This is a genomic window from Myxococcales bacterium (genome assembly GCA_016703425.1).
Taxonomy (GTDB): Bacteria; Myxococcota_A; Polyangia; order Polyangiales; family Polyangiaceae; genus JADJCA01.
This window is the reverse complement of record JADJCA010000009.1, coordinates 21831-42086: the sequence shown is the minus strand read 5'-3', so window position 1 is coordinate 42086 and position 20256 is coordinate 21831. Positions and strand designations below refer to the sequence as shown.

The 20256-nt window shown below is 68.1% G+C and carries 20 protein-coding genes; 12 read left to right on the top strand and 8 right to left on the bottom strand.

All coding sequences use genetic code 11. From position 1 onward, the window contains the following. Positions 1-93: 93 nt before the first annotated feature. Together IPG50_17840 and IPG50_17835 are read left to right on the top strand one after the other, a co-directional pair. Positions 94-678 (top strand): hypothetical protein, encoded by a 585-nt coding sequence (locus IPG50_17840; GenBank protein ID MBK6694045.1) that lies wholly within the window; start codon positions 94-96, stop codon positions 676-678. Between the two features lie 184 nt (positions 679-862). Then, entirely contained in the window at positions 863-1156 is a 294-nt protein-coding gene (locus IPG50_17835; GenBank protein MBK6694044.1) for a hypothetical protein, read from the top strand. 24 nt (positions 1157-1180) lie between these two features. Here the strand turns inward: IPG50_17835 and IPG50_17830 are convergent, their stop codons facing one another. Then, on the bottom strand, positions 1181-1681 hold the full coding sequence (locus tag IPG50_17830; GenBank protein ID MBK6694043.1) for a hypothetical protein: 501 nt from the start codon (positions 1679-1681) through the stop codon (positions 1181-1183). Positions 1682-1764: 83 nt separating this feature from the next. Continuing rightward, complete coding sequence (locus IPG50_17825) at positions 1765-3279, bottom strand: DUF2330 domain-containing protein (protein MBK6694042.1); 1515 nt, start codon at positions 3277-3279, stop codon at positions 1765-1767. Between the two features lie 234 nt (positions 3280-3513). On the opposite strand from IPG50_17825, the gene IPG50_17820 reads away from it, so the two are divergent. Then, on the top strand, positions 3514-4461 hold the full coding sequence (locus tag IPG50_17820) for a trypsin-like serine protease (GenBank protein ID MBK6694041.1): 948 nt from the start codon (positions 3514-3516) through the stop codon (positions 4459-4461). Between the two features lie 36 nt (positions 4462-4497). On the opposite strand, the gene IPG50_17815 is transcribed toward IPG50_17820, so the two are convergent. The 3 genes from IPG50_17815 to IPG50_17805 form a co-directional block, all read right to left on the bottom strand. After that, positions 4498-5526, bottom strand: a complete 1029-nt coding sequence (locus IPG50_17815) for a hypothetical protein (GenBank protein MBK6694040.1) — start codon at positions 5524-5526, stop codon at positions 4498-4500. A gap of 288 nt (positions 5527-5814) precedes the next feature. Then, positions 5815-6438, bottom strand: a complete 624-nt coding sequence (locus IPG50_17810) for a TetR/AcrR family transcriptional regulator (protein ID MBK6694039.1) — start codon at positions 6436-6438, stop codon at positions 5815-5817. Between the two features lie 36 nt (positions 6439-6474). Beyond that, positions 6475-7080, bottom strand: a complete 606-nt coding sequence (locus IPG50_17805) for a hypothetical protein (GenBank protein MBK6694038.1) — start codon at positions 7078-7080, stop codon at positions 6475-6477. Positions 7081-7235: 155 nt separating this feature from the next. Between IPG50_17805 and IPG50_17800 the strand changes: the two genes are divergently transcribed. Further along, positions 7236-9851: an acyl--CoA ligase gene (locus IPG50_17800; protein ID MBK6694037.1), complete on the top strand. Its 2616-nt coding sequence runs from the start codon at positions 7236-7238 to the stop codon at positions 9849-9851. 958 nt (positions 9852-10809) lie between these two features. Here the strand turns inward: IPG50_17800 and IPG50_17795 are convergent. After that, positions 10810-11988, bottom strand: coding sequence for a hypothetical protein (locus tag IPG50_17795; protein ID MBK6694036.1), 1179 nt, complete (start codon positions 11986-11988; stop codon positions 10810-10812). A gap of 72 nt (positions 11989-12060) precedes the next feature. On the opposite strand from IPG50_17795, the gene IPG50_17790 reads away from it, so the two are divergent. The 7 genes from IPG50_17790 (at position 12061) to IPG50_17760 (ending at position 17740) form a co-directional block, all read left to right on the top strand. After that, positions 12061-13053 (top strand): hypothetical protein, encoded by a 993-nt coding sequence (locus tag IPG50_17790; protein MBK6694035.1) that lies wholly within the window; start codon positions 12061-12063, stop codon positions 13051-13053. Positions 13054-13160: 107 nt separating this feature from the next. Next, complete coding sequence (locus tag IPG50_17785; protein MBK6694034.1) at positions 13161-13520, top strand: hypothetical protein; 360 nt, start codon at positions 13161-13163, stop codon at positions 13518-13520. Continuing rightward, a complete protein-coding gene (locus IPG50_17780) occupies positions 13504-14325 on the top strand; it encodes a GNAT family N-acetyltransferase (GenBank protein ID MBK6694033.1) in 822 nt (273 codons plus the stop codon). Before IPG50_17785 ends, IPG50_17780 begins: the two co-directional genes overlap by 17 nt. A 197-nt stretch (positions 14326-14522) precedes the next feature. Then, the gene (locus IPG50_17775; GenBank protein MBK6694032.1) at positions 14523-15926 is read left to right on the top strand and encodes a proteinase inhibitor; all 1404 of its coding nucleotides are present in this window, start codon (positions 14523-14525) and stop codon (positions 15924-15926) included. A gap of 74 nt (positions 15927-16000) precedes the next feature. Further along, positions 16001-16840, top strand: coding sequence for a sterol desaturase family protein (locus IPG50_17770; GenBank protein ID MBK6694031.1), 840 nt, complete (start codon positions 16001-16003; stop codon positions 16838-16840). Between the two features lie 57 nt (positions 16841-16897). Further along, a complete protein-coding gene (locus IPG50_17765) occupies positions 16898-17461 on the top strand; it encodes an SRPBCC family protein (GenBank protein ID MBK6694030.1) in 564 nt (187 codons plus the stop codon). Positions 17462-17557: 96 nt separating this feature from the next. Next, positions 17558-17740 (top strand): hypothetical protein, encoded by a 183-nt coding sequence (locus IPG50_17760; protein MBK6694029.1) that lies wholly within the window; start codon positions 17558-17560, stop codon positions 17738-17740. 48 nt (positions 17741-17788) lie between these two features. Here the strand turns inward: IPG50_17760 and IPG50_17755 are convergent, their stop codons facing one another. Then, a complete protein-coding gene (locus IPG50_17755; protein ID MBK6694028.1) occupies positions 17789-18790 on the bottom strand; it encodes a LysR family transcriptional regulator in 1002 nt (333 codons plus the stop codon). Positions 18791-18868: 78 nt separating this feature from the next. On the opposite strand from IPG50_17755, the gene IPG50_17750 reads away from it, so the two are divergent. Further along, positions 18869-19426, top strand: coding sequence for a hypothetical protein (locus IPG50_17750; GenBank protein ID MBK6694027.1), 558 nt, complete (start codon positions 18869-18871; stop codon positions 19424-19426). Positions 19427-19447: 21 nt separating this feature from the next. Here IPG50_17750 and IPG50_17745 read toward each other — a convergent pair whose 3' ends face one another. Beyond that, on the bottom strand, positions 19448-20200 hold the full coding sequence (locus tag IPG50_17745) for a 2OG-Fe(II) oxygenase (protein ID MBK6694026.1): 753 nt from the start codon (positions 20198-20200) through the stop codon (positions 19448-19450). Positions 20201-20256: the final 56 nt, after the last annotated feature.

Genomic DNA, 20256 nt, shown 5'->3' with positions numbered 1-20256 from the left:
GGCCCAAAGGGAGCCGCCGCCTTGCGCGGTGCCTACTGGATGCTACTTATCCGACCTCGCCGCACATCGCCTGGCCAGGAGCAGATAAATCTAATGATTTCATCACCTCGTTCGGTTCTCGTCCTCGCCGTCCTCGCCGCTCTCGCCACCGGCTGCGCCGCAAGCGCCGATCCCGTGGGCGGTGAAGACAGCTCCGCCGACGAGCTCCGCCGAGCCCGCTTCACGAGTCTCGCGGCACCGAGCGATCCCGACCTCGCGGCATTCTACGGCGCCGCCAACGGCCTCGAAAACGAGTACCTCGGCGTCTATCGATTCAACAAGCCGGGCGCCGAGGCCACCGACCCGGGTGCGCGCGAGAAGCGCATCAAGGAGGTCATGCACCGCTACATGTGCGGCTTCTTCGACGAGTCCATCGACATCGGTCGCAACACCGGCGCAGGCCGCGTGCAAGCGACGCTCCGCGACGTGGCCGTCGAAGACTACGGCGGCGATCCGTCGCCCGCCGCCATCGGGCGCCTCTCGTCGACGCTCTCGCGCGTGTTCGCGAACCCCAAGATGGATGTCCTGTCCGGCGGCGCCTCGGGCAACAACACGATGGGTGAGGTGATGGGCGTCTACGACACCGAGAACCACGAGGTCCTCTTCTTCGGCTTCACCAACTGCGGCAGCGACGACTGAATGCACCGCCTGCGCGTGACGCAGTCGCTGCGTACCGCGGCAGAGCGCGCAGCACAGTTTTGCCTACGGCGTACCGGTTGGTCGGTGGCATCTCGCATGCACACCGGCCGTCATGAACCCTCGTTTTGTCCGGGCCGAAAGCCTTCCCAGCACCGCCCCGCGACGGCTCTGCGGGCGGAATGAAGTGAACCCCGCGCTGTCCTTCGACCAAGCCATGGATAGCGGAGGGTTTATGGCGTTGCTCGCAGCCCGCTTCGGGCCGCCCGTCACGACGCCGCAGCTTGGCGAAGTCTTCGCCATCAAGGATGGCGCCACGGGCGTCACCTTTGAGGCCTTCGTGTCTGCGGAGGGCCCGAGCTACGGCGGCGCGCGCAAGGAGTGTTACGAGGACGTTGCCGCCGGTGACCTGCGACTCAAAGAGGACGTCATCCGGTCGCTCAGCGAGTTCGAGGCCTGGCTCACCGGCGAAGCCAACTGACGAGCTCGTCAACCGCGACTGCCCTCACGGACGCCTGATTCGGAAGGCGTGCGGCGTGCTTGGGACCCGCCGCAGCCGGACCGAATATTCACCGGGCGGCAGCGGCGGCGAGAACATGCCCGCGAGCTTCAGACGCACCTCGATGCGCTTGCCCGCATCGACGTTGCGGGCGCGCCCCGTGGGTGTGGGGGCCGGCGCGGGCAACACCTTGTTGCCAAGGTGGTCTCGCACCTCGAACAAGAGGGCCGGGGCGGCGAGTTCGTCTTCCGTGAAACGGAGCGGCTCTTGCCCATGATTTTCAATGGTCACGACGACCTCCATGTCAGCGTCGCGCGAGACCTCGGAGAGCGGTAGCGAAAGCTTCGCGACAATGGGGGTCCCCGTCGAGCTCGCCTTCTCTTCTTTGACCACGGGCCCCGCGCTGGCGGGCGATGGAGATGTCGCTCCGGCTCCGCCCGGGCCGCAGCCGAGGACGGCGCAAGCGAAGGAGGCGAACACGAGCCGTAGCGGAAGGTGGAGCGGCATCGCGCGATGCTCAACCAAACCGCGGCCGCTGGCAAACGCCTGGCGGTCGCCGAATTCGGCCACGGTCAATACGGTCGCTGGCGCTAGCGCGGTGCGCGAGCCTTGCGGCGGCTTCGCGCCACTCCGAAGAGGCTCATGAGTGCGAGGGTGGCGAGAGGCAGGCCGTCGCGGCCGTCGCGGCCTGCGGCCGCTGTGCACCCCGATGCGGACGTGCCCACGGGCCCGCTGGCCGCATTGCCGCTTTGTGGACAGAAGTGCTTTCCCGCGCCCGCGCCGCCACACGAATCGACGGCCTTCGCGCGGGCCTCCGAACGCGGCTTTTGTCCGGCGTAGCTGCAGTCGTCGTTGTAGACGGGGCACATCGGTTCGTCGGTCTCGCGGCTGATGACTCGGAAGTTGGGCAGCACGGACTGGTCGGTCGACGCCTGCAAGGCCAGATCGGTGGAGAGCGACGCGCGCGGCAGCTCCGACTTGAGGCGCGTCACGCGGGAGACCGCGCGGCCCTGGAACAGAGCCGCGAGATCGTCGGCAGCGAGCTGCGCTTCTGTCTTCTCAATAGTGCCGCCGGGTCCGACGACCGGGTCGTAGATGCGAAAGCGGCCGACGCCACCGTCTGGCAGCTGGACCTGCGCCGGCATTGGCGAGTTCACGAACTGGTCGATGCGACTCGAGACAATCGACGATGAAAAGTCGATGGAGCTCTCGAGCTCCCACGCGCTCGCGCCGAGCCGCCCGAAAGCGGCGGTGCGAAGCTCTTCGTAGTTGCTGCGGTAGGTGGCCCACGTCCAGGTGAGGTCCGACTGCGTCACCGTGAACGACGGAAACGTCTGGGGCTCCCAGCGCCCTTCGCCCACGACCCACAGCGTCAGGCCCACACCGACGCCGCTCCCAGCGGCCACCATGCGGAGCGGGAGGGCCGGGGACGCGCCCTTCGTCGTGATGCGCACCGGCTTCATCGATTGAACGCCGGAGCCCGGCACGAGCTTGAGCGCGAGGAAGCCGAAGCCTTCCTTCACGTAGCCCGCGAGCATGGGCTCGAGGTCGGCGGGGATGGCGTAGCCATGATCCGTGAGCCAGTCGTGGAGGGCCGCTGCGTTGGTGGCTGCAAGCTGGACCGTCTCGTACGGTCCGACGGTCTCTTCCTTCAGCACTTGCACGGCCGGCGGCCCGGCAGCCGCGTCGGCGGAAGAACGGGCGCTCGCGTCGTAGCCTCCGCCGGCCGAAGCGCTTGGGCTGTCATAGGCGGAGCGGCATACGGGCGGGGCGGGGCAGTTTTGCGGCGGCGGTTGAATCGAGGTCTGGGTTTGCTGATCGATCGTTTGAAAGACGAGGTCGGCGCTCACGCCGACGTCCGCTTCCCCGTGGATCGGAAGCACCCATGCGAACGACGACGGGTTCCCGGAGTAGCGAATCTGATCGTAGAGCGTCGTCTCCTTGGTGGAGATGCTGAGGACCATGCGGTGGTCCGTGACCAGCGTGTTGTCGCTCGGCGGAGCGAAACAACCGCCGCACGCCGATGCCGTGCGTGGTGCAAAGAACGGGAGGGCGAACGACGCGGCGACGAGGCTCGCGAAAGGAAGGACGGCGGTGACGCGCATGGGCGGCGCTACGCATGGACCGTTCCAGAGCGACAAGCGCGCGGAAACGCGTGGAGTCGGGGCCGGCCGCACGGACGGAGAAGTCCGTGTTGGCTCACCCTGGCACGCTAGGGCGCGCGAAAAACGCCGCGGGTCGGTGATCCGGCAAGGTGGAGCGTGGAGGCGCGCTACGGACCCGATTTGCCAACAAACCTCGGCCGTTTTGCCCGGCACGGCGTCTGCACGCGGTCTGTCGTGAAGCCCCGTGCCCTCGCGATGTCACGGCGCACCGCGCACCACGCCGGCGTCCTCGCGGCGGCTCTCTGCGTCGCCGCGTGCGGCGAAGGGCCTGCCGGCGAGGCGCAGACCGAAGATGCTCTCATCAACGGACGCATCGCGAACGCGAGCGAGCTTCGGAGCGTCGTGCGCATCGACGAGGCCTGCACGGCGACGTTGGTGGCTCCGCGCATTCTCCTCACGGCATCGCACTGCGTCCGCACGCCGCTTGGCCTCGTGAGTCCCAGCTACGCGCCCGGTCGGGAGCTGAGCGTCGAAACGAGGAAGGGCGACGGACAGCTCGTGCTGACCAAAGTGAAGATCGAGGTGACCAAGGTCCACCCGCGCCTCGCTGCGGTCTGCGCCGCTGAGAGCAACGGTCAGGGGTGCGCGAACTCGAGCGCCAAGGCGGCTCGCGACGCGCCGGACATCGCGATCATCAAGCTCGCCGCGGAGCTTCCCAACGCGACCGTCACGCCGATCTCCACGTCGCCGCCCAAGCTGGGTGAGCTCGTGACGGCGGCCGGCTTCGGGTGCTCTGACAAAGCCACGGGCGGCAAGTACGACGACAAGCTTCGCGCCGGCCCAACGCCCGTGGTCGAGGCGACCGAGGCGGGGCACCCCGGCTCGCCAGTGACCCCAGCCACGGCCGCCAATCTCGCCGGCGTCTACCTCTTCACAGAAGGGCCCTCGCTTCACGGCCGCTCCGATGTGGCGGCGCTTTGTCCCGGTGATTCAGGCGGCCCAGCCTTTCGCAACGGCGAGCTCGGTGGCCTCGTGCTCGTTGGCGTGAGCTCGTCGTACACTTTTCCCATGGGCGCCACCGCGACCGTGCCGGCGACCAACTGGTTCTCGCGCGTCGACGTCTTCGCGAAGCACGAGGTCTTCATGTGGCTCGAGAAGGAAGGCGCCAAGTTCAGCCGCTGAACGGCGCCGTTTCCTTCTCGTTCGCGTTCGCGAGTTTCAGCGCGGCGCGCAGCAAGCGTACTGGACTTGCCCGACGCCCGGGTACGCGCCGCCACACGTAGGCGCAGAGCCTCCGCCGGCGGTAAACGGCTTGTTGCCCGCTTCGACGGTCACCGCGACCTGGCTCGTGCTAGCGGGCCAGAACTTCTGACAATACGAGACCGTGTTGACGTTGGCGCCGGAGCTGCAGTCGGAGTCGACCTCCCACGCGCCGTTGACCGCGCGGTGCACGTTCACCTTGCCGGACCACGTCGAATAGGTGCCTACGGGCACGAATCCGTCGGCGCACGGGTTGGCGACGCAACACGCGGCCTGCGTCTGGCCCGGCTCGTTGTAGACGCCGCCGCAGGTGGGCGCCGTCCCACCACCGGCGGTGAACGGCTTGTTGCCGGACACGGCGACGGCGGCCTGAGATGAGGCCGCGGGCCAGAACTTCTGGCAGTACGCCACGGTGTTGTTGGTGTTGCCCGACGAACAGTCGGTGTCGACGGACCAGGTGCCGCCCCAGTTGCGGTGGACGTTCACCTTGCCGCCCCACGTTCCGTATTCGCCAATCTCGAACTTGCCCGTCCCGCAGGCGACGAGGAGGGGCCCGGCGGCGGCGGCGTCCACCGAAGACGCGTCGGAGGCGTCGGCCTTTGCGTCCGGAAGGCTGCTCGCGTCCGAGGCGTCGACGGTCGACGCGTCGAAGGCCGCATCCACGCCTGCATCAAGGGTCGCATCAACGCTGGCATCGCTGCTCGCGTCGCCTGGTGCAGCGTCGGTCGTCGTCGCGTCGCCCGGTGCAGCGTCAGCCGTTGTTGCGTCGCCTGGTGGAGCGTCAATTGTCGTTGCGTCGAGCGCCGTCGCACCGTCGGACGTGCTCGTTCCCCCGCCGTCGGACTCAACCGAGCTGTCACGGCCGGGAGCCACGGCGCCAGCGTCGTCGTCGCCGCCGGCGGGCGACTCGGTGCTCGAGCACGCGGCTGGCCAAACGGCCGACAAGACCATGAGAGATGCGAGACCAAGGCGGGAGCGTTTCGACATCGGGATCCTCCAGACAAAAGGGGGCCCGTCGCGCCGCACGACCGAAACACATGGGTCGACCGCGCGGTCACCGAGGGGCCAGCGAAGCACGAGCGACGAGTCACTCGCGTGGGTTTGTTACGGGTGACTTACTATCTGGTGCAATGCCCAATTAGTCAATGAAAGCATTGTGCAACGATGTAAGTCGATTGGTTGAATGTTCCTTCGTTTGAAACGCTCCGGGGGCCTGGCACATGCCCCGACTCGACGCGACGGCCGCCGCGCGAACACGCCCGCTGCGCAGGCCGCTCAGGCCCGTGATCGACCGCTCGGATCGAAGACGGACTTCATGGTCGTCACGAGGTCCTCGTAGAAGTCGGCGCGGGGGATGAACAGGCCCGCCGCGCACACGCGGTGGTAGGCCGCGATGGACCCAAAGAGCACCGCCACGGTCGTGATCATGCGGACCGGAATGAGCATCGGCGGCGCATCGCCGATGTGCGCGAAGAGCCGCTGCGTGAGCTCGGCGGCGCCGGGCCCGTTGGCGGCCTTGAGGCCCGTGAGCGGAAACGTGCGGCTGCTCACGAGCTCGGCGCAAATGAGCAAGTAGTTCACCCCGCCGTCGTCGTCGTCGAGCTTGTCGACGAGCGGCTTGACGAGCAAGCGCACGAGCGCGTCGAGCGACTCCTCGGGTCGGTCGCGCAGTCGCTCGATGCTCGGGGCGAAGGACGCATCAATGGGGCCCGAGTGCCGATGGAGCATCTCTTCGATGAGGTCGCGTTTGCTCCCGAAGTGATAAACGACGGCCGAGTGATTGTGCTGCCCGGCGGCTGCCGCGAGCTCGCGCAGAGACACGTTGTCGACGCCGCGTTCGGCGAACATTCGCTCCGCTGTGCGGAGCAACACGAGTCGCGTCGTTTCCGTCTTGCCCACGGGAGTCCCATGCTACTCGAAGGTGCGGGAGGGATGTCAGCGGCCTTCCGTCTCGACCGACGATGCGATGAGCTCGTCGAAGCGAGACTCCAGCTCGCGGACGAAGTCCTTGCCCATGGCCCTCCGGAGAGGGGCCACGAGCGCTCCATACTCGTCGTCGCGGCGTTCCGTCGCCGTCGCCGCCCGACGCGGGAGCGTTGCCAAGGGGTATCGCGCTTGTGCCATCTCCACGAGCTCGCGACCGCGGGGGCCCATCACGCGCAAGGCCTCCGCGATCATCTCTTCGACGGTCCCCAGCTCGGGCGTGCTGATGCGCTCTGGCACGTGCGCCGCGTCGACGAGTGGCGCCCAGAAGCCGCCGTCGTCGATCTCGACGACGAGCTCATCGTAGGTCGCTGCGAGGGGCTCGTAGACGTCCGGGAAAAATAGGATCCCGCGCGGATCGTCGTGGGCGTCGAGTCGCTTGCCCAGGAGCGTCCGTAGGGCGAGCCCGTGTTCGTCCGCGGGCAGGTCGTCGAAGCTGTCCTTCGTGTGAAGGAGCGAGCAGTCGCGTTTGTGAATGACGCGTAGTGGCGCAGCGTGCGCGCGCTTTGGCGGACGAAGGGACCGAATCTTGAGGATCGCCACCGCGCCGATGCCCATCGACGCATCGTCGCACGGCCGCATTGACCACGTGAGCGTTCGTGCGGTCAACGCCCCGCCGCGGCGGTGTAGGCCGGGGCGCTCGCGCAGATCCGCGAGACGTTTGCTGGGCGAACGTTGCCGTGAAGGCCGTACCATCGCGCGATGAGGTTCGGATGGTGAGCAAGCGATGGTCTCTTCGGCAGGCCGTGACCGACAAGGTCAAGACGGTGCTTGCAGCGGCCGTCCCAGCGCCCGCGCCGCGGCAGCCGAGGGAGCCGCCCGCCGCTTCCGACGTGGGCGCGGGGCCCTTGTGGTCGGCCTTCGAGAAGCACGCAGGGCAGCGTGGCGCGGCGCCCGCCCTCGTCACGCAAGATCGCACGGTGTCTTTTTCGGAGCTCTTCGCCGCGGCCGAATCGCTCGCCGGCGTGCTCGCGGAGAAGGGCGTCGCCTCAGGCGATCGCGTGGGCTTATCGCTTCCGAACGGCCCCGACTTCGCCATCACGCTCTTGGCCCTTTGCCGACTGTCGACGACCGTCCTCCTGGTCTCGACGCGCTACGGGAGCGCGGAAGGGCACGCCATCGTGCGCGGCCTCGCACCGCGCGTCTTCATCACGGTGGCCGGTGACGCCGGACTCTCCGATGGCGCCGTAGGGGCGTTGCGTCTCGACCTCGCCGAGGGGCCGGGGCTCGGCGCTTCGCTGCGGCTCCTCTTCCCGCTCGCCAACCCGGTCTCAAACGACGACGCCGCGAGCGCGCCGACGGTCCTTTCGCAAGCAGCGGTCGTCAAGCTCACGTCCGGCTCGACGGGGGAGCCGAAGGCCGTGGTCCTCTCGGCCGCGAACGTCCTGGCCGAAGCCGAGAACGTCGTCACCACGTTGTCGCTCTCGGCGCGCGATCGGATCGTCGTGCCGGTGCCGCTCTACCACTCCTACGGCTTCGACCTCGGGCTCCTGTCGATGTTGACGGCCGGTAGCACGCTCGTTCTTCGAGAGGTCTTCGTTCCGCGCCAAGCCTGGCGCGATTTGAACGACCCCTCCACGACGGTGTTCCTCGGCGTGCCGTCGATGTACCGGTTCCTCTGCGAGGTCGCCCCGACGAGTCCGCCGACGCTTCTTCTCCTCTGCTGCCTTCTCTCGTGCACGGCGCCCTTGCCAGGGGAGCTCATTGCCAAGTTCCGCGAGCGCTTTGGTGTCTCGATCTGCCAGCACTACGGCTCGTCGGAGACAGGCGCCGTCGCGAACCACGTGCCGGGCCGCGTCGCCGAGCGCCTCGGGTCCGTGGGTCGAGCGCTCCATGGCGTCACGGTTCGCGTCGTGGGCGACGACGGCGTCGACGTTCCGGTGGGCCAGGAGGGCGAGTTCGTCGTGGAGAGCCGCGCCGTGGCCATCGGCTACGCCATGGGCGCCCCGGCAGAGCCGTCGCCGCTGCGGACGCCAACGTTCCGAACGGGCGATCTGGGCGTCGTCGACGGCGAGGGGTTTCTCTTCGTGCGAGGCCGCAAGGACGACGTCATCAACGTCGGAGGCATGAAGGTGTACCCTCTCGAGGTTGTGCGCGTGCTCGAAGCTCACCCTTCCGTGCGAGAGGCCGCGGTGGCCGCCATGCGCGACGCGTCGGGCGAGCAGTCGGTCTACGCGGCCGTCACGTTGCGCGCGCGATGGGGAGCGCGAACGGGTGAGCGCCTCCGAGCTGGTGGCCCACTGCAAAGGGCAGCTCGCCGACTACCGTGTGCCAAGGCGCATCGACATCATGGACGAACTGCCGCGCGGGCCCACCGGCAAGGTGCGCCTCAAGGCGGTCGAGGAGACTCCCGCAAGATGAGCGCCGCTTCTTCTGTTGAAAACGCGGTCTCGGGCCGAGAGGTCGAGCGCGAGGTGCTGGAGCTGCTCCGCACTTTCGTTGTCGACGGAGAAACGGCGCGCATCGATGCCGAGCGTCCCCTGTCGGAGCTGGGCCTCGACTCGATGGCGCTGCTCAAGTTGCTCGCGGAGCTTGAGAAGCGCTTTGAGACGACGTTCGGCGACGACGTTTGGGGCACCAAGAGTCAGCTCACGGCGCGCGCGCTTGTCGGTTGGCTCGAGCAAGCAGGCGAGAAGGCCGCCGAGAAGGAGCGTGCTTCGAAGAGAGCCGCCGCGCTGCCGCCGCTCGCGCCTGTGACCAACGAGGCGCGCAGGTTGCTCGGTCGCGCGCTCCACGCAGCCATGTGGCGTGCCGACGCGCGGAACCTGTTTCGCGCAGAGCGATCGATCCTCCTGTCACGCGATCTTGAGCGCGCGTTGCCAGCGCGCCGCGAGGTCGCAGGGCTGCGCTTCGAAGAGACCGCGACCGCGGCCTTCGTGACGGAGGCCCCGCCCTGGGCCGGGACCAAAGAGAACCTCGCGCGCTGGGCAAGAGATGGCTTCACGCTCGTGACGGCGTGGCTCGGCGACGAGCTGGCGGCGACCGATTGGCTCTCCCCGACGGGCGACGACGAAGCGAGCAGCGGGCTTTCGCTCCGCAACGCCGAGGGCGCGTGTTTCGGTCTCGGTCTCTTCGAGAACCCTCGGCTCAAGGGGCGCGGCATCGGCCTCGCGCTCGCGATTCACTCGCTCTACTTCACCAAGGAGCGCGGCTACCGAACACAGACGACGATGGTCGACTCGAAGAACGCGCCCATGCTGACCGCCTCGGCGCACGTCTTGGGCTTCGAAAAGGTGGGCCACGTCGACACGGTGGCGGTGCTCGGCAGGCCCGTGTCGCGCTGGACGGTGCGTGGCGTGTCGGGCGTGGGTGGCGTGCTCCGGCTGTGACGCTGCGTCCCGCCGCGACGACATCGTTCGCGGCCTTCGCCTCGTGAACGTCGGGCTCCAGCGGCGACGCGCCACAGTGCTTGTTCGGTTACAGGGAACGAAATCGGGGCTTGCGTGAACGCTCGACGCTCGCGCCAAGTCCCGCGTCTCGAAGTCACATGCGATGCGGGGCACGGGCGTTGCTCTCGCGCTCCTCATGCGCATCGACCCTCGTGCACTGGCTCTCGCGTTCGCAGTTCTCGTCGCCCCACGCTTCGCCTTCGCACAGCCGCGCCCGGCGCCGTCTCCTCCCGAGGTACACGTGCGGATCACGGCGCCAAAGCCGATGCTCGTGGAGGAGCAGCTCGCCGACGGAACCTACCAAGCACTCTGCCGAACGCCCTGCGAGCGCGCGTTGCGAAGGGACGGCACCTATCGCGTGGCGGGTTCTCGTGAGCTGCGCGGCACGGAGCCGTTCACGTTGACCGAGGTGCAGGGTGACGCGGCGCATCCGCTGCACCTCGACGTGGAGCCGCGGGGCCAGAGCGGCTTTGTCCTCGGCGTCGCCGGCACGGCCTTGGGAGGTGTCTTGTCCGGGGGCTCGCTGCTCTACTGGCTCGGGGCGTCCGCTCTAAACAACGTCTCGTTAGGCGAGTCGAGCGCGTCTGAAAAGGCGGCACGGGCGAGGTCGCAGCGGGAAGTCAACGTTGAGGCGGGTGTCGCCTTCACCGTGGGTATCGCGCTGCTCGTCGCCGGCATCGTCGCCGTCAAACGCGGCGCATGGTCTCCGTTGCGTGGGCTCGAACGAGCCGAGCCGGCTGAAGGTCCAACGAGCGACAGCAGCGACCCCAGCGAGGCCTCGCTCCACCGGCAGCCCTTTGTTCCGGACACCGGAGCCGGTCCAGCCCTCGTCGCTTCAGACGGTGGCCTTGCCCGCGGCGCCGCAGCAGCTCGCGTGGAGCGTGAGCTTTTGAGCCGCTTACTGAATCGTCGAGTTGGTGACCGCTGGCGGCGACTTCGCGAGCACGTAGAGTCCGGGGAATCCGGCTGTCTCGAAGGTGCCTTTCGGGTTACGCCGGAGCGTCGACTGATCGATCGTGAGCGAGCCGGTTCGATCGTTGCTCACGAAGAAGATCGCGCTGCCGCCTTCGTTGGCCTTGTTGTCTTCGAGGAGATCGCCGCAGAGCTTGAGGCTGAAGGTGTTGCCGTCGTTGTAGATGGCGCCGCCGTTGCCACCTTGGCCCGAGTTGGCCCCGTGGCCGATGGCGCGGTTGTCTGAGAAGACGCTGTTGTAGAGCGAATACGAGGTGCCGATGCTGCTGAGCGCGCCGCCGTTGGCGCAGGTGTTCCCGTAGCCGGCCTTTCCGCCGAAGGTGCTCCCGACGACATACACAGGGCGCGACTCGCTTCCGCCCTTCGGGTGATCGAGGACGCGCACGGCGCCGCCGCCCACGTCAGAGCCGAGATCGTCGCAGACGTTGTTGAAGAAGCGACAGTTGACGATCTTGAGGCGACCGCCGCGCACGTAGACGGCGCCTCCGCCGCCCGTGTTGTCGCCGGCCTCGAGGCCCTTGGCGTTGCCGTCTTTGAGGGTGAGGTTCTGAAGCGTGAGTTGGGGGTCGGGCTGGTTGTTGCAGTCCGGCGAGGTCCACACCTGCGCCTTGTCGCAGGCGTTCTGGTAGAGGATTCGCACCTTGCCGCCGCCGCTCAGCGTGATCTTCCCGCCGCCGTCGATCACGATCTTCGGACCCGTGTTGTTGAAGATCTTCGCCGTCGCCGTGAGCGTGATGGTCGTGGGTGCCGCGCCGCAGTTGAAGGTGATGGCCCCGCCCTTCGCGACGGCGGCGACGAAGGCGTCACCGGTGCAGCTCTCGGGCGTGCCCGTGCCCACCACCGTGCGCGGCTTCGAGCTGTCTTCGGCCTGCGCCTCCACGGGGACGACGCACTTGCCGTCGGCGTTGCCCGCCGGCGGACCGTCGTCGGGGGCGATGGGCGTGACGCCACCGCCGTCGCTCAGCGCGCCGTTGGTCGACGTGCCGGGCGTGCCGGCGTTGGCGCCGCCGCCGGTCCCCTTGTCCGTCGACTCCTCGGCGCTACAAGCGAGGAGAGATGTCGCGAGGAAGAAGGGCAACATCGGCGCGATGAGGCGTGCACGCATGAACGTCATCTTCTCACGTCGGCTGGCGAATCGCAGGGGTGAGACTGAGCCGCGTCGGTGGAGGCCTACGGGATGAAACGTGCGACGCCGGTTGTCGTCGCGAGGGCGGGCGAGCGCTTTCGTTCGTTTGCGCCTTACGTTCCGACCCTCGATGCGCGCCGCTGCGTGACCTTTCAGGCGTCGCTCGTGGGCGGTGGTGCCGGCGTATTCTTGGCAAACGGTGGTCCCGTGCGCGAACTCCTGCGAACGGGAGAGCGCGTCATCGACGTCGTGAGCCACCCGGCCCGCGCCGCCAACGGAGCATTTTCTGCCTACGCGAAGACGACCTCGGGGGACGCCTTGGCGCTGGGCGTCGACGGTCGACTCGTCGTGGCCACGGCCTCTGCGATGGGCCTCGCGTCCATCGGGCCGCTTGGTCCGACGACAAACGAGGCGGGCGTCGTGGCGTTCCGCGCCACGACCCTCTCGGGCGAAGCGGGCATCTTCACGTGGGCCGCCGGCAACGTGTCCGTCATCGCCGTTGCGACGGGCCCCGTTCGAGGCTTCGAGGGCCTGCCCGTCATCAACGAGCGCGGCGACGTCGCCTTCCGCGCCGAGCTCGTTGGCGGCGCGCAGGTCATCGGCGTTGCCGACGCGCAAGGCGTCGTGAGGCTCGCCGAGACCGGCGATGACTTCGTCGAGCTGTCGCGCTTTCCAAGCATCAACGCGTCGGGGCAGGTCGCGTTCTCTGCGATCACGCGCGACGGAGAGCGCGGCGTCTATTTCGCCCGGCGGGGCGCACGCGAGCGGATCTTCGAAGGTACGTCGTCCTTCGAGAGCCTCCGCGGCGTGCTCGTCGACGACGCGGAGCGCGTTCTGTTGATCGCCACGCCGCGCGGCGGCGCGCTGGGGCTCTACGAAGTCGACGGCGAGAAGCGACTGGCCGTGGGCGATCCCATCGAAGGGTCCAGGGTGACGGAGTTCGCGGCGAACCCGGTATCGATGAACGGCGCCGGCGATGTGGCCGCGCGCGTACGCCTGGGTGACGGCCGCGAGTGCATCGTATTGTGCGAACGAGGTCGGTAAGATCGTCGGCTTTCGCTGTCACGCCGTCCCAATCGACCCACGCGGCCGCGAGCGTTACGGTGGCGTCCTTGGGCGTGGTTCCAGGAAACACTGCGAGGAGGTCTGCGTTGGCTGTTGTCTCTTGTTGGCAGTTGCCCGTCTTTCGTGAGCTGCGGGTCGAGGACAGCACGGTCCTCGCGATCCGCGAGTCGCCCACGGAGCTGCGCTTCGACATGGAGTTCGTGCTCGGCATGAGGCATCCGATGTACCGAGCGCCGGCCGACGACGGAAATTGCTACCGCAAAGGCCGCATGATCTTTCGCGGGGTTCATGAGCTCCGCTGGCTCAAGCCTCTTTCGCCTAACGCTGCCGACGGCGAGCTTGGCTCCATCGAGCGCTTTGTCTTAGACGGCACTGCCTACAAGTTGGCCGGGCCTTGGGGCACTCTCGAACTTTGCGCGAGCACCGTCGATGTCGACGTCTTCTGACGTGCATGTGCGGCCCGCGCGGCTCAGCGACTACGCCGCCTTCGTGAGGCTCTTCCCGGAGCTTGCCGTCCCCGACCCGATTCCCACGGAGCAGCGGTTCGCCAAGGAGCTCGTGCCGACGGCGGTCGTCGCGGAGCTTGGCGCGCGTGGCCCGGAGCCGATCGTCGGGTACGCGTATTTCCAGCTCATGGGGCGCACGCTTTACGTGCGGCACGTCATCACAGACCCGACCGCGCGGCGCCGCGGCGTGGGGCTGGCCCTCATGGAGGCCCTTCGCGCTCATGGTCTCGCGAACGCGTGCGTCGACTGGTGCCTCAACGTGAAGCCTGACAACGACGCGGCCCTCGCGCTCTACCGTGTGGGGATGAGCGAGGCGTTCGCGTCGGTCTCGTTGGCGGTGCCATGGGCCGTCGTGCCTGAGTCGGCTCCTGCGCACGCGCACGCCGTGCGCCCCATCGACGCTGGCGACGACGCGCGGGTGGAGTTGGCCATGCGCATGATCGACGGGCAGCTCGCCACGCTTCGGGCCGTAGGTCCGGACCGCGTGCTCTTGATGCTCGAGGAAGGGCAAGGCGAGGTCACGGGCGCCGCGGTCTTTCATCCACACTTCCCCGGTGCGTATCCCTTCCGTGTGGCCCGCCCAGAGCTGACGTGGCCCATGCTCGCGGCGCTGCGTCCTTACGCGCGCGAAGCGGACCTCGTCATCAACGTCGTCGTCGAAGGGCAAGCCGACGTGGCCGATGCGCTCGTGTCGAAGGGCGCCATCGTCACGTTGTCGAGCGTGCACATGAAGGGGCGCCTTTAGCGGCGCGCGGCACCACGAGGTCGCGGCACCGCAAGCGGCGAAAACGCTCAATCGTCGCGCCAGGCGAGCCATGGTGCACGATTGAAGCCGTCATGTTGGCCTAATAACGCTCAAAACGATCATGGATTTGCGTACAAAGTGTGCAAAACGCTCATTTGGGTTTGCGTCGCCCATCGCCGAGACTAGGGTCTGCCGCGATGAAAGCCGTCGCGATCCTGGTCCCTCTCGCCGCTGCCGCGCTCCTCGCAGCCTGTTCGTCTGACCCCTCGAGCTCCGCCACTTCTCCCGGGTCGGCGAAGTCGAATGGCGTCCGGTACCGCGCCGACGTGAAGCCCGTCACGCGGGTAGAGGATGCGAAGCCGGGCGTCTTCATCCCGCCGTTCCTCGACTGTCGTGCGCCGCTCGCCGGAGAATCGGGGACGGGCCCCGGTGGGCAGGTCTGCACGCAGGTGTCGATCGCGGGCGCGACCGAGCCCGGCAAAGACTTCGCCAAGTACGCGTCGTGCGACGTCGTCCGAACCCAGCGTCCCTACTACGCGCGGGCACGCGCCAAGCCGATCGCCAACAAGGCTGCGCTTCCGCCGTCCTTTGCGAGCGAGGTGGAGTGGGCCCGCTCGGAGGTAGCCTCGACGGGCTGCGCTTGCTGCCACGATAGCCGCGTCACCCCGAGTGGGCCATCGCAATGGGACATCGCGGCGCCCGGCAACTGGCTCGAGACCGCCTCGAGCACCGGCCTCGCGCTCTTCGTCGGTCTCGCCGACTCCTCTGTGCTCGGGGCTTTCCCGCCGGACCAAAATCACGGGTTCGAGCGCACAACCGTCGGCGTGCCATCCACCGACCCAAAGCGAATGCGAAAGGTCGTCGAAGCCGAGCTGGCTCGACGTGGCGTCTCGGAAGCCGAGTCGCGCGCCGTTCCGCCTTTCGGCGGACCCATCTACGAGAACAGCGTTCGCCCGCCCGCTCAGTGCGGAGCGGGCGAGGGCATCGACGCTGCAGGCCGCATCACGTTCCCTTCGGGCAAGGCACGTTATGTCTTTGTCTCGGAAGCGGGCTCCAAGAACCCCGGTGTCCCGCCGAACCTCGATCACCCCGCGGGCCTCTTGTGGCGCCTCGACGTGCTCGCGAGCGGAGACCCCGTCGAGAGCGGACTCCGCTATGGCACGACACCCGGCGAGGCGTCGTTCCAGGACACGCCGGCGACGGGCGACGCGCCGCCGCTGGTGAAGGGGCGAACTTACCAACTGGTGACGCTCCTCGACATGGGACTGCCGACGACGAATTGCCTCTTCGTCTTCGGCGAAGCGACCGAGCCGCCGCCGCCGCCGCCGCCGCCCCCGCCGGCGACGGCGACGGTTGAGGACGCGGGCAAGCCTGGCTCAGACGCGTCCACCAAGCCACCGAGCACCTTCGGTGTGGCCTGCACCACTGACGCGACCTGTTCGGGGCTTGCCAACTACTGCGCCAAGATGCCGGGCCAGGCGCAGGGCTACTGCACCGCGACGGGGTGCAAGAGCAACGCGAGCGTCTGTCCGTCGGGCTGGGGATGCCTCGACATCTCGCTGTTTCAACCGGGCGCGCCGTCGATTTGTACAAAGCCCTGAGTTGGCTGCGGCAACTTGTCGAGACGGCTCTCGGTACGACCTGAAGTCGGGGCTTGCGCGGCGTACAATGCGGCGTGGCCCCGTATCCGGATCCCACGCTCTACGCGACGCCGGTCTTTCTCGCAGCGCTCGCCCTTGAGTTCTTCGTCTTGCGCCGCTGGCGGCGCGAAGGACGTGACGTGGTCGGCTACGAGGTGAAGGACACCTGGGCGAGCCTCGGCATGGGCATCGGCTCGCTCGTTACGGTCACCGCCATCAACCTTGGCGTCTTCGCCATGGCCACGTGGCTCTGGGCGCATCGTTTGACGGATCTCGGGCAGGGCGTCCTCGGCTGGACCGTCGCGCTCGTAGGCTGGGACTTCGCCTACTACTGGCGCCATCGCCTCGAGCACGAGTGCCGGCTCTTCTGGGCCAGCCACGTGAACCATCACTCGAGCCAGCACTTCAACTTGTCGACGGCGCTGCGCCAGCCGTGGACGCCGGTCATGGAGCTTGCCTTCTTTCCGCCGCTCGCGCTGGTCGGTGTCGCGCCCTGGATGATCATGGTCTCGGCGGGCATCAACCTCATCTACCAATTTTGGGTCCACACCGAGGTCGTCGGCCGCTTGCCCCGCCCCATCGAAGCCGTCTTCAACACGCCCTCACACCACCGCGTGCACCACGGCTCGAACCCCGAGTACCTCGACAAGAACTACGCCGGCATCCTCATCGTCTGGGACCGGCTCTTTGGGACCTTCCAAGTGGAGAAGGCTCGCGTCGTCTACGGCCTCACCAAGAACATCGGGAGCTTCAACCCGTTCGTGATCGCGTTCCACGAATACGCGGCGCTCTACCGCGACGCGTCGCGCGCCAAGGGGCTACGAAACGCGCTCGGGGTTCTGTGGCACGGCCCGGCGTGGCGCCCCGATCCGTGACGCCCTGCGCGAGCGGCCAGCGTTTTCACCCGGCCCGTTTGATGCTACGCGGGCGCCATGCGGAAGAAGATCGGCATCGGCTTTGCGGTGGTTATCGCTCTCCTCGTGGTCGTCATCGCGACGCGGCCCGCTGAGTTTCGCATCGAGCGGAGCGTCGAGGTGGCGGCGGCGCCGGCGGCTGTCTACCCGCACCTGGTCGACTTTCACGCGTGGGCCAACTGGTCGCCTTGGGACAAGCTCGACCTGGGAATGAAGAGAACGTTCTCGGGCGCGCCCGTGGGCAAGGGCGCCGTCTACGAGTGGTCCGGCAACGACAAGGTCGGCTCGGGCCGCATGGAGATCACCGACGTTCGCGAGAACGCCCAAGTGAACATCAAGCTCGACTTCATCACGCCCTTCAAGGCGAGCAACCTCACCGAGTTCACCGTGACGCCGAGCGGCGCGGGGTCGAAGATCACCTGGGCCATGACGGGCCAGAACAACTTCATGAGCAAGGCGTTCTCGCTCGTCATGAACATGGACAAGATGGTCGGCGGCGACTTCGAAAAGGGGCTCGCCGAGCTCAAGAAGCTCGCTGAAGCCAAGGCGCCTCCCGCAGGCACCGCGGCCAAGGCGCCCTGAGCCCAGCCGCCATCGTGCGGGGGGGCTCGAGCCGACGCTCTTTCTTGGATCAGCCCACCTCGAAGTCGGTCTAACCTCCCGCTTCGGAGGCTCCACATGGACAAGGCCGTTACGTTCGCCATCGCCACGATGTTGTCGTTTGCTCTCGCTTGCGGCGAGGCCCCGACGCCGCCCGCCGCCGCACCGACCGGCGCTCCCGCCGCACCGGGCGCGGCCCCGGCTGCCCCCGCCGCTCCGGCAGCAGCGCCTGCTGCACCGAAGCCCGGCGGCGGTTGGTGATTGGGCGAGGCGCTCACCCATGAGCGCCGCGTTACCCCGGACCTGCTCTCACGCGCGATGCGAGCGGGCCGGGGTTTCGTTTTCTGAGGCGCCCACGTAGCCGGGCATGAGCTCGGCGCTCGCGGCGATGGCGTCAATGAAGGCTTGCGCCGAAGGCGAAGGCGACGCGCGGCGTCGCACGAGCGTCAGCGGAAATCGGAAGTCGACGCCCGGCAGTCGCACGAAGCGCCCGCTCGCGAGCTCGCGGTGCACGAGAAACTCAGGGAGGATCGCGACGCCGGCGCCGCTCTCCACGAGCTCGCGTTGGGCCGTGAGGCTGTTGGTCGAGCCACGGATGCGCGCCTTCGGCCACCGGCTTCGCCACGCGAGCAGCGCCGGAAAGTGGCGCTCGCGTTCGTCTTCGACCTCGCGGCTGCCGAAGAAGGTCTCGGTGGTGCGCGGGTCGTTCTGGTGCGTCGCCGAACACACGAGGTGAAAGCGAAACGCACCGAGGGTCTTTCGCACGAGGTCGCTGCCGCGCAGCGGATTGAAGGTGAACACGCCCTCCAAGTCCGATGCTTGGGCGCGAAGGACGAGATCCCTCGTGGGCGCGACCACGACGTAGGGGTGGAGCGTTCGGTGGCGCGAAGCGAGCATCGCCATGGCGCGGGGCACGATGGCGGAGGCGACCGCCTCGCTCGCCCCGAAGCGAACGGCGCCGCGCAAGTCGGGGCCGGCCGGTGTGGCGAGCCCGCGAAGCTCTTCGAGCCGTTCGAAGAGGCCGTCCGACTCGGCGAGCAACCGGGCACCAAGCTCGGTGAGCGCGAAGCGGCGCGTCGTCCGTTCGATGAGGCGCGCGCCGAGCTCCTCTTCGAGCGCGCGGACAGACCGGCTCACGGCCGGCTGCGCGAGGCGGAGCGAGCGGGCGCCAGCCAAGAAGCCTCCGGCCTGGGCTACCGCGGCGAAGCGGCGGAGCTGCTCGACGTCGAGGGGACGCCGACGCCTCGCCCGTCCAACGAGAGCGGGGGCAACAAGAGGAGACGCGTCGGAAGAAGGCGTGCGGCGGGCCATTCAGTTATGCAAAAGTAGCATGAATAGGTCGCCCACTACTTCATGGCGCGCATGATGGTCGCGCGCCATAATCCGGCCATGACGAACGCCATTCCTTGGTTGGTCTCGGGCCTACTGCTCTCCGTCGGGTGCGCGTCAGCGCCGGAAGACGACGACGTGTCGGCCGCCGCGGAGCTGCGCAAGAAGCCCTCCACGCCAACGCTCTCGCCGACGACGTCGTCGGACGACGTGGAGGTAAAGGTGTCCGCCGCGACGCTGGGCCGAAGCGGAGCGAGCGTTTGGCTTGACTGGCCGGAGCTTTGGCGTCGCACCAAGCTTTCGCACGCCCCGCGTCTATGGTTCGAGGTGCCGGAGCGCGACGGCGATCTCTGCGACGACGCGTGCGTGGCCGCGGTTCAAAGCCGCGCGGCGGCGCGTGGCGGAGCCCTCAAGGGCAAGCTCACCGTGGATCGGCGCTTCGGTGACTTGCACCGCCCCAACGGCACATGCGTGCGCGTCTTGCAGGAGACGGTCACCCTTGATCTTCGTCACGCGACGCACGGGATCGCCCCGCAGCTCGAGAGCACCTACGGCTTCCTCACGTTCACCGACGCGCTCGTGCCCTCTGTGGAGCTCTTCGACATTCCTTGTCCGTAGCGCTGCGCGTGGCGATGAACGCTACGTGCCCTCGGGCGTAGCCCAGATGGCGCCGTGCGCCTCGTCGTCTTCAGCGGTCGGCGCCGCGCGGTAGAAATACGCGGCGACCGACGCGCGAAAGCGATCGTCGGGGCAGGCGAGGGGGCTCGGGTGCCCATGCCAGAACGTGTCGCCGTGAGCCATCACGACGAGCCGGTCGCGCGTTGGCGCGATGGAGACCGCGCAGCGCGTGCGGTCGCTGTCCCATAACTCAAGCTCGCCCCCCCACGACGAGTCCCAGTCCAAGGGCAGGTAGTAGAGGACGGTCAACGCGCGCGCGAGGTGCCTCGTGCGATCGCGGTTGAAGTCCGCGTGAAGCGCAAGGTGCCCGCCACGCAACGTCGCCGATGGCCCGGCGCCGCGGAAGTGTGGATCGGCGATGAGTCCCGTCAGGCCCGTGAGCGAAGAGAGGAAGTCCAAGAACGCCATGCCCGAGAGCTCCGCGAGGAGCTGACGGAGGAGCGGCTCTACGCCCTCGAAGCCGGTCCGCTGGAGCTGCCCGAGGCGCGCGCTCTGCTCGTGGTAGTCGCGGCGCATCCACCCGGGGTGGTCGGGCCGAGGAAAGGCCCGCGCGAGGCGGAGCGAGAGCGCCTCGCCGAGGAAGTCGTCGAAGACGGCATGGGCGAAAGGCGTCGCGGCCTGGAAGCGCGCGCGGCTCTCCGCGCCGAGCCGAGCGAGCGGCGCGCGCGCGAAGTGGAAGGAGGTGCCTTCGAACACCGTTGCCGTGATGGCCATCGCACGCACGGTAGCAAAGGCGCCGCACGCGCGCGCGGCGTGAGTGGCGCAAGCGT

Bases quoted from the DNA above. Each gene is read 5' to 3' on its own strand.
- IPG50_17830 (MBK6694043.1), bottom strand. From the start codon at position 1,681: ATGCCGCTCCACCTTCCGCTACGGCTCGTGTTCGCCTCCTTCGCTTGC.
- IPG50_17840 (MBK6694045.1), top strand. From the start codon at position 94: ATGATTTCATCACCTCGTTCGGTTCTCGTCCTCGCCGTCCTCGCCGCT.
- IPG50_17745 (MBK6694026.1), bottom strand. From the start codon at position 20,200: ATGGCCATCACGGCAACGGTGTTCGAAGGCACCTCCTTCCACTTCGCG.
- IPG50_17775 (MBK6694032.1), top strand. From the start codon at position 14,523: ATGAAAGCCGTCGCGATCCTGGTCCCTCTCGCCGCTGCCGCGCTCCTC.
- IPG50_17780 (MBK6694033.1), top strand. From the start codon at position 13,504: ATGTCGACGTCTTCTGACGTGCATGTGCGGCCCGCGCGGCTCAGCGAC.
- IPG50_17755 (MBK6694028.1), bottom strand. From the start codon at position 18,790: ATGGCCCGCCGCACGCCTTCTTCCGACGCGTCTCCTCTTGTTGCCCCC.
- IPG50_17800 (MBK6694037.1), top strand. From the start codon at position 7,236: ATGGTGAGCAAGCGATGGTCTCTTCGGCAGGCCGTGACCGACAAGGTC.
- IPG50_17805 (MBK6694038.1), bottom strand. From the start codon at position 7,080: ATGGGCATCGGCGCGGTGGCGATCCTCAAGATTCGGTCCCTTCGTCCG.
- IPG50_17825 (MBK6694042.1), bottom strand. From the start codon at position 3,279: ATGCGCGTCACCGCCGTCCTTCCTTTCGCGAGCCTCGTCGCCGCGTCG.
- IPG50_17765 (MBK6694030.1), top strand. From the start codon at position 16,898: ATGCGGAAGAAGATCGGCATCGGCTTTGCGGTGGTTATCGCTCTCCTC.
- IPG50_17815 (MBK6694040.1), bottom strand. From the start codon at position 5,526: ATGTCGAAACGCTCCCGCCTTGGTCTCGCATCTCTCATGGTCTTGTCG.
- IPG50_17760 (MBK6694029.1), top strand. From the start codon at position 17,558: ATGGACAAGGCCGTTACGTTCGCCATCGCCACGATGTTGTCGTTTGCT.
- IPG50_17790 (MBK6694035.1), top strand. From the start codon at position 12,061: ATGAAACGTGCGACGCCGGTTGTCGTCGCGAGGGCGGGCGAGCGCTTT.
- IPG50_17750 (MBK6694027.1), top strand. From the start codon at position 18,869: ATGACGAACGCCATTCCTTGGTTGGTCTCGGGCCTACTGCTCTCCGTC.
- IPG50_17795 (MBK6694036.1), bottom strand. From the start codon at position 11,988: ATGCGTGCACGCCTCATCGCGCCGATGTTGCCCTTCTTCCTCGCGACA.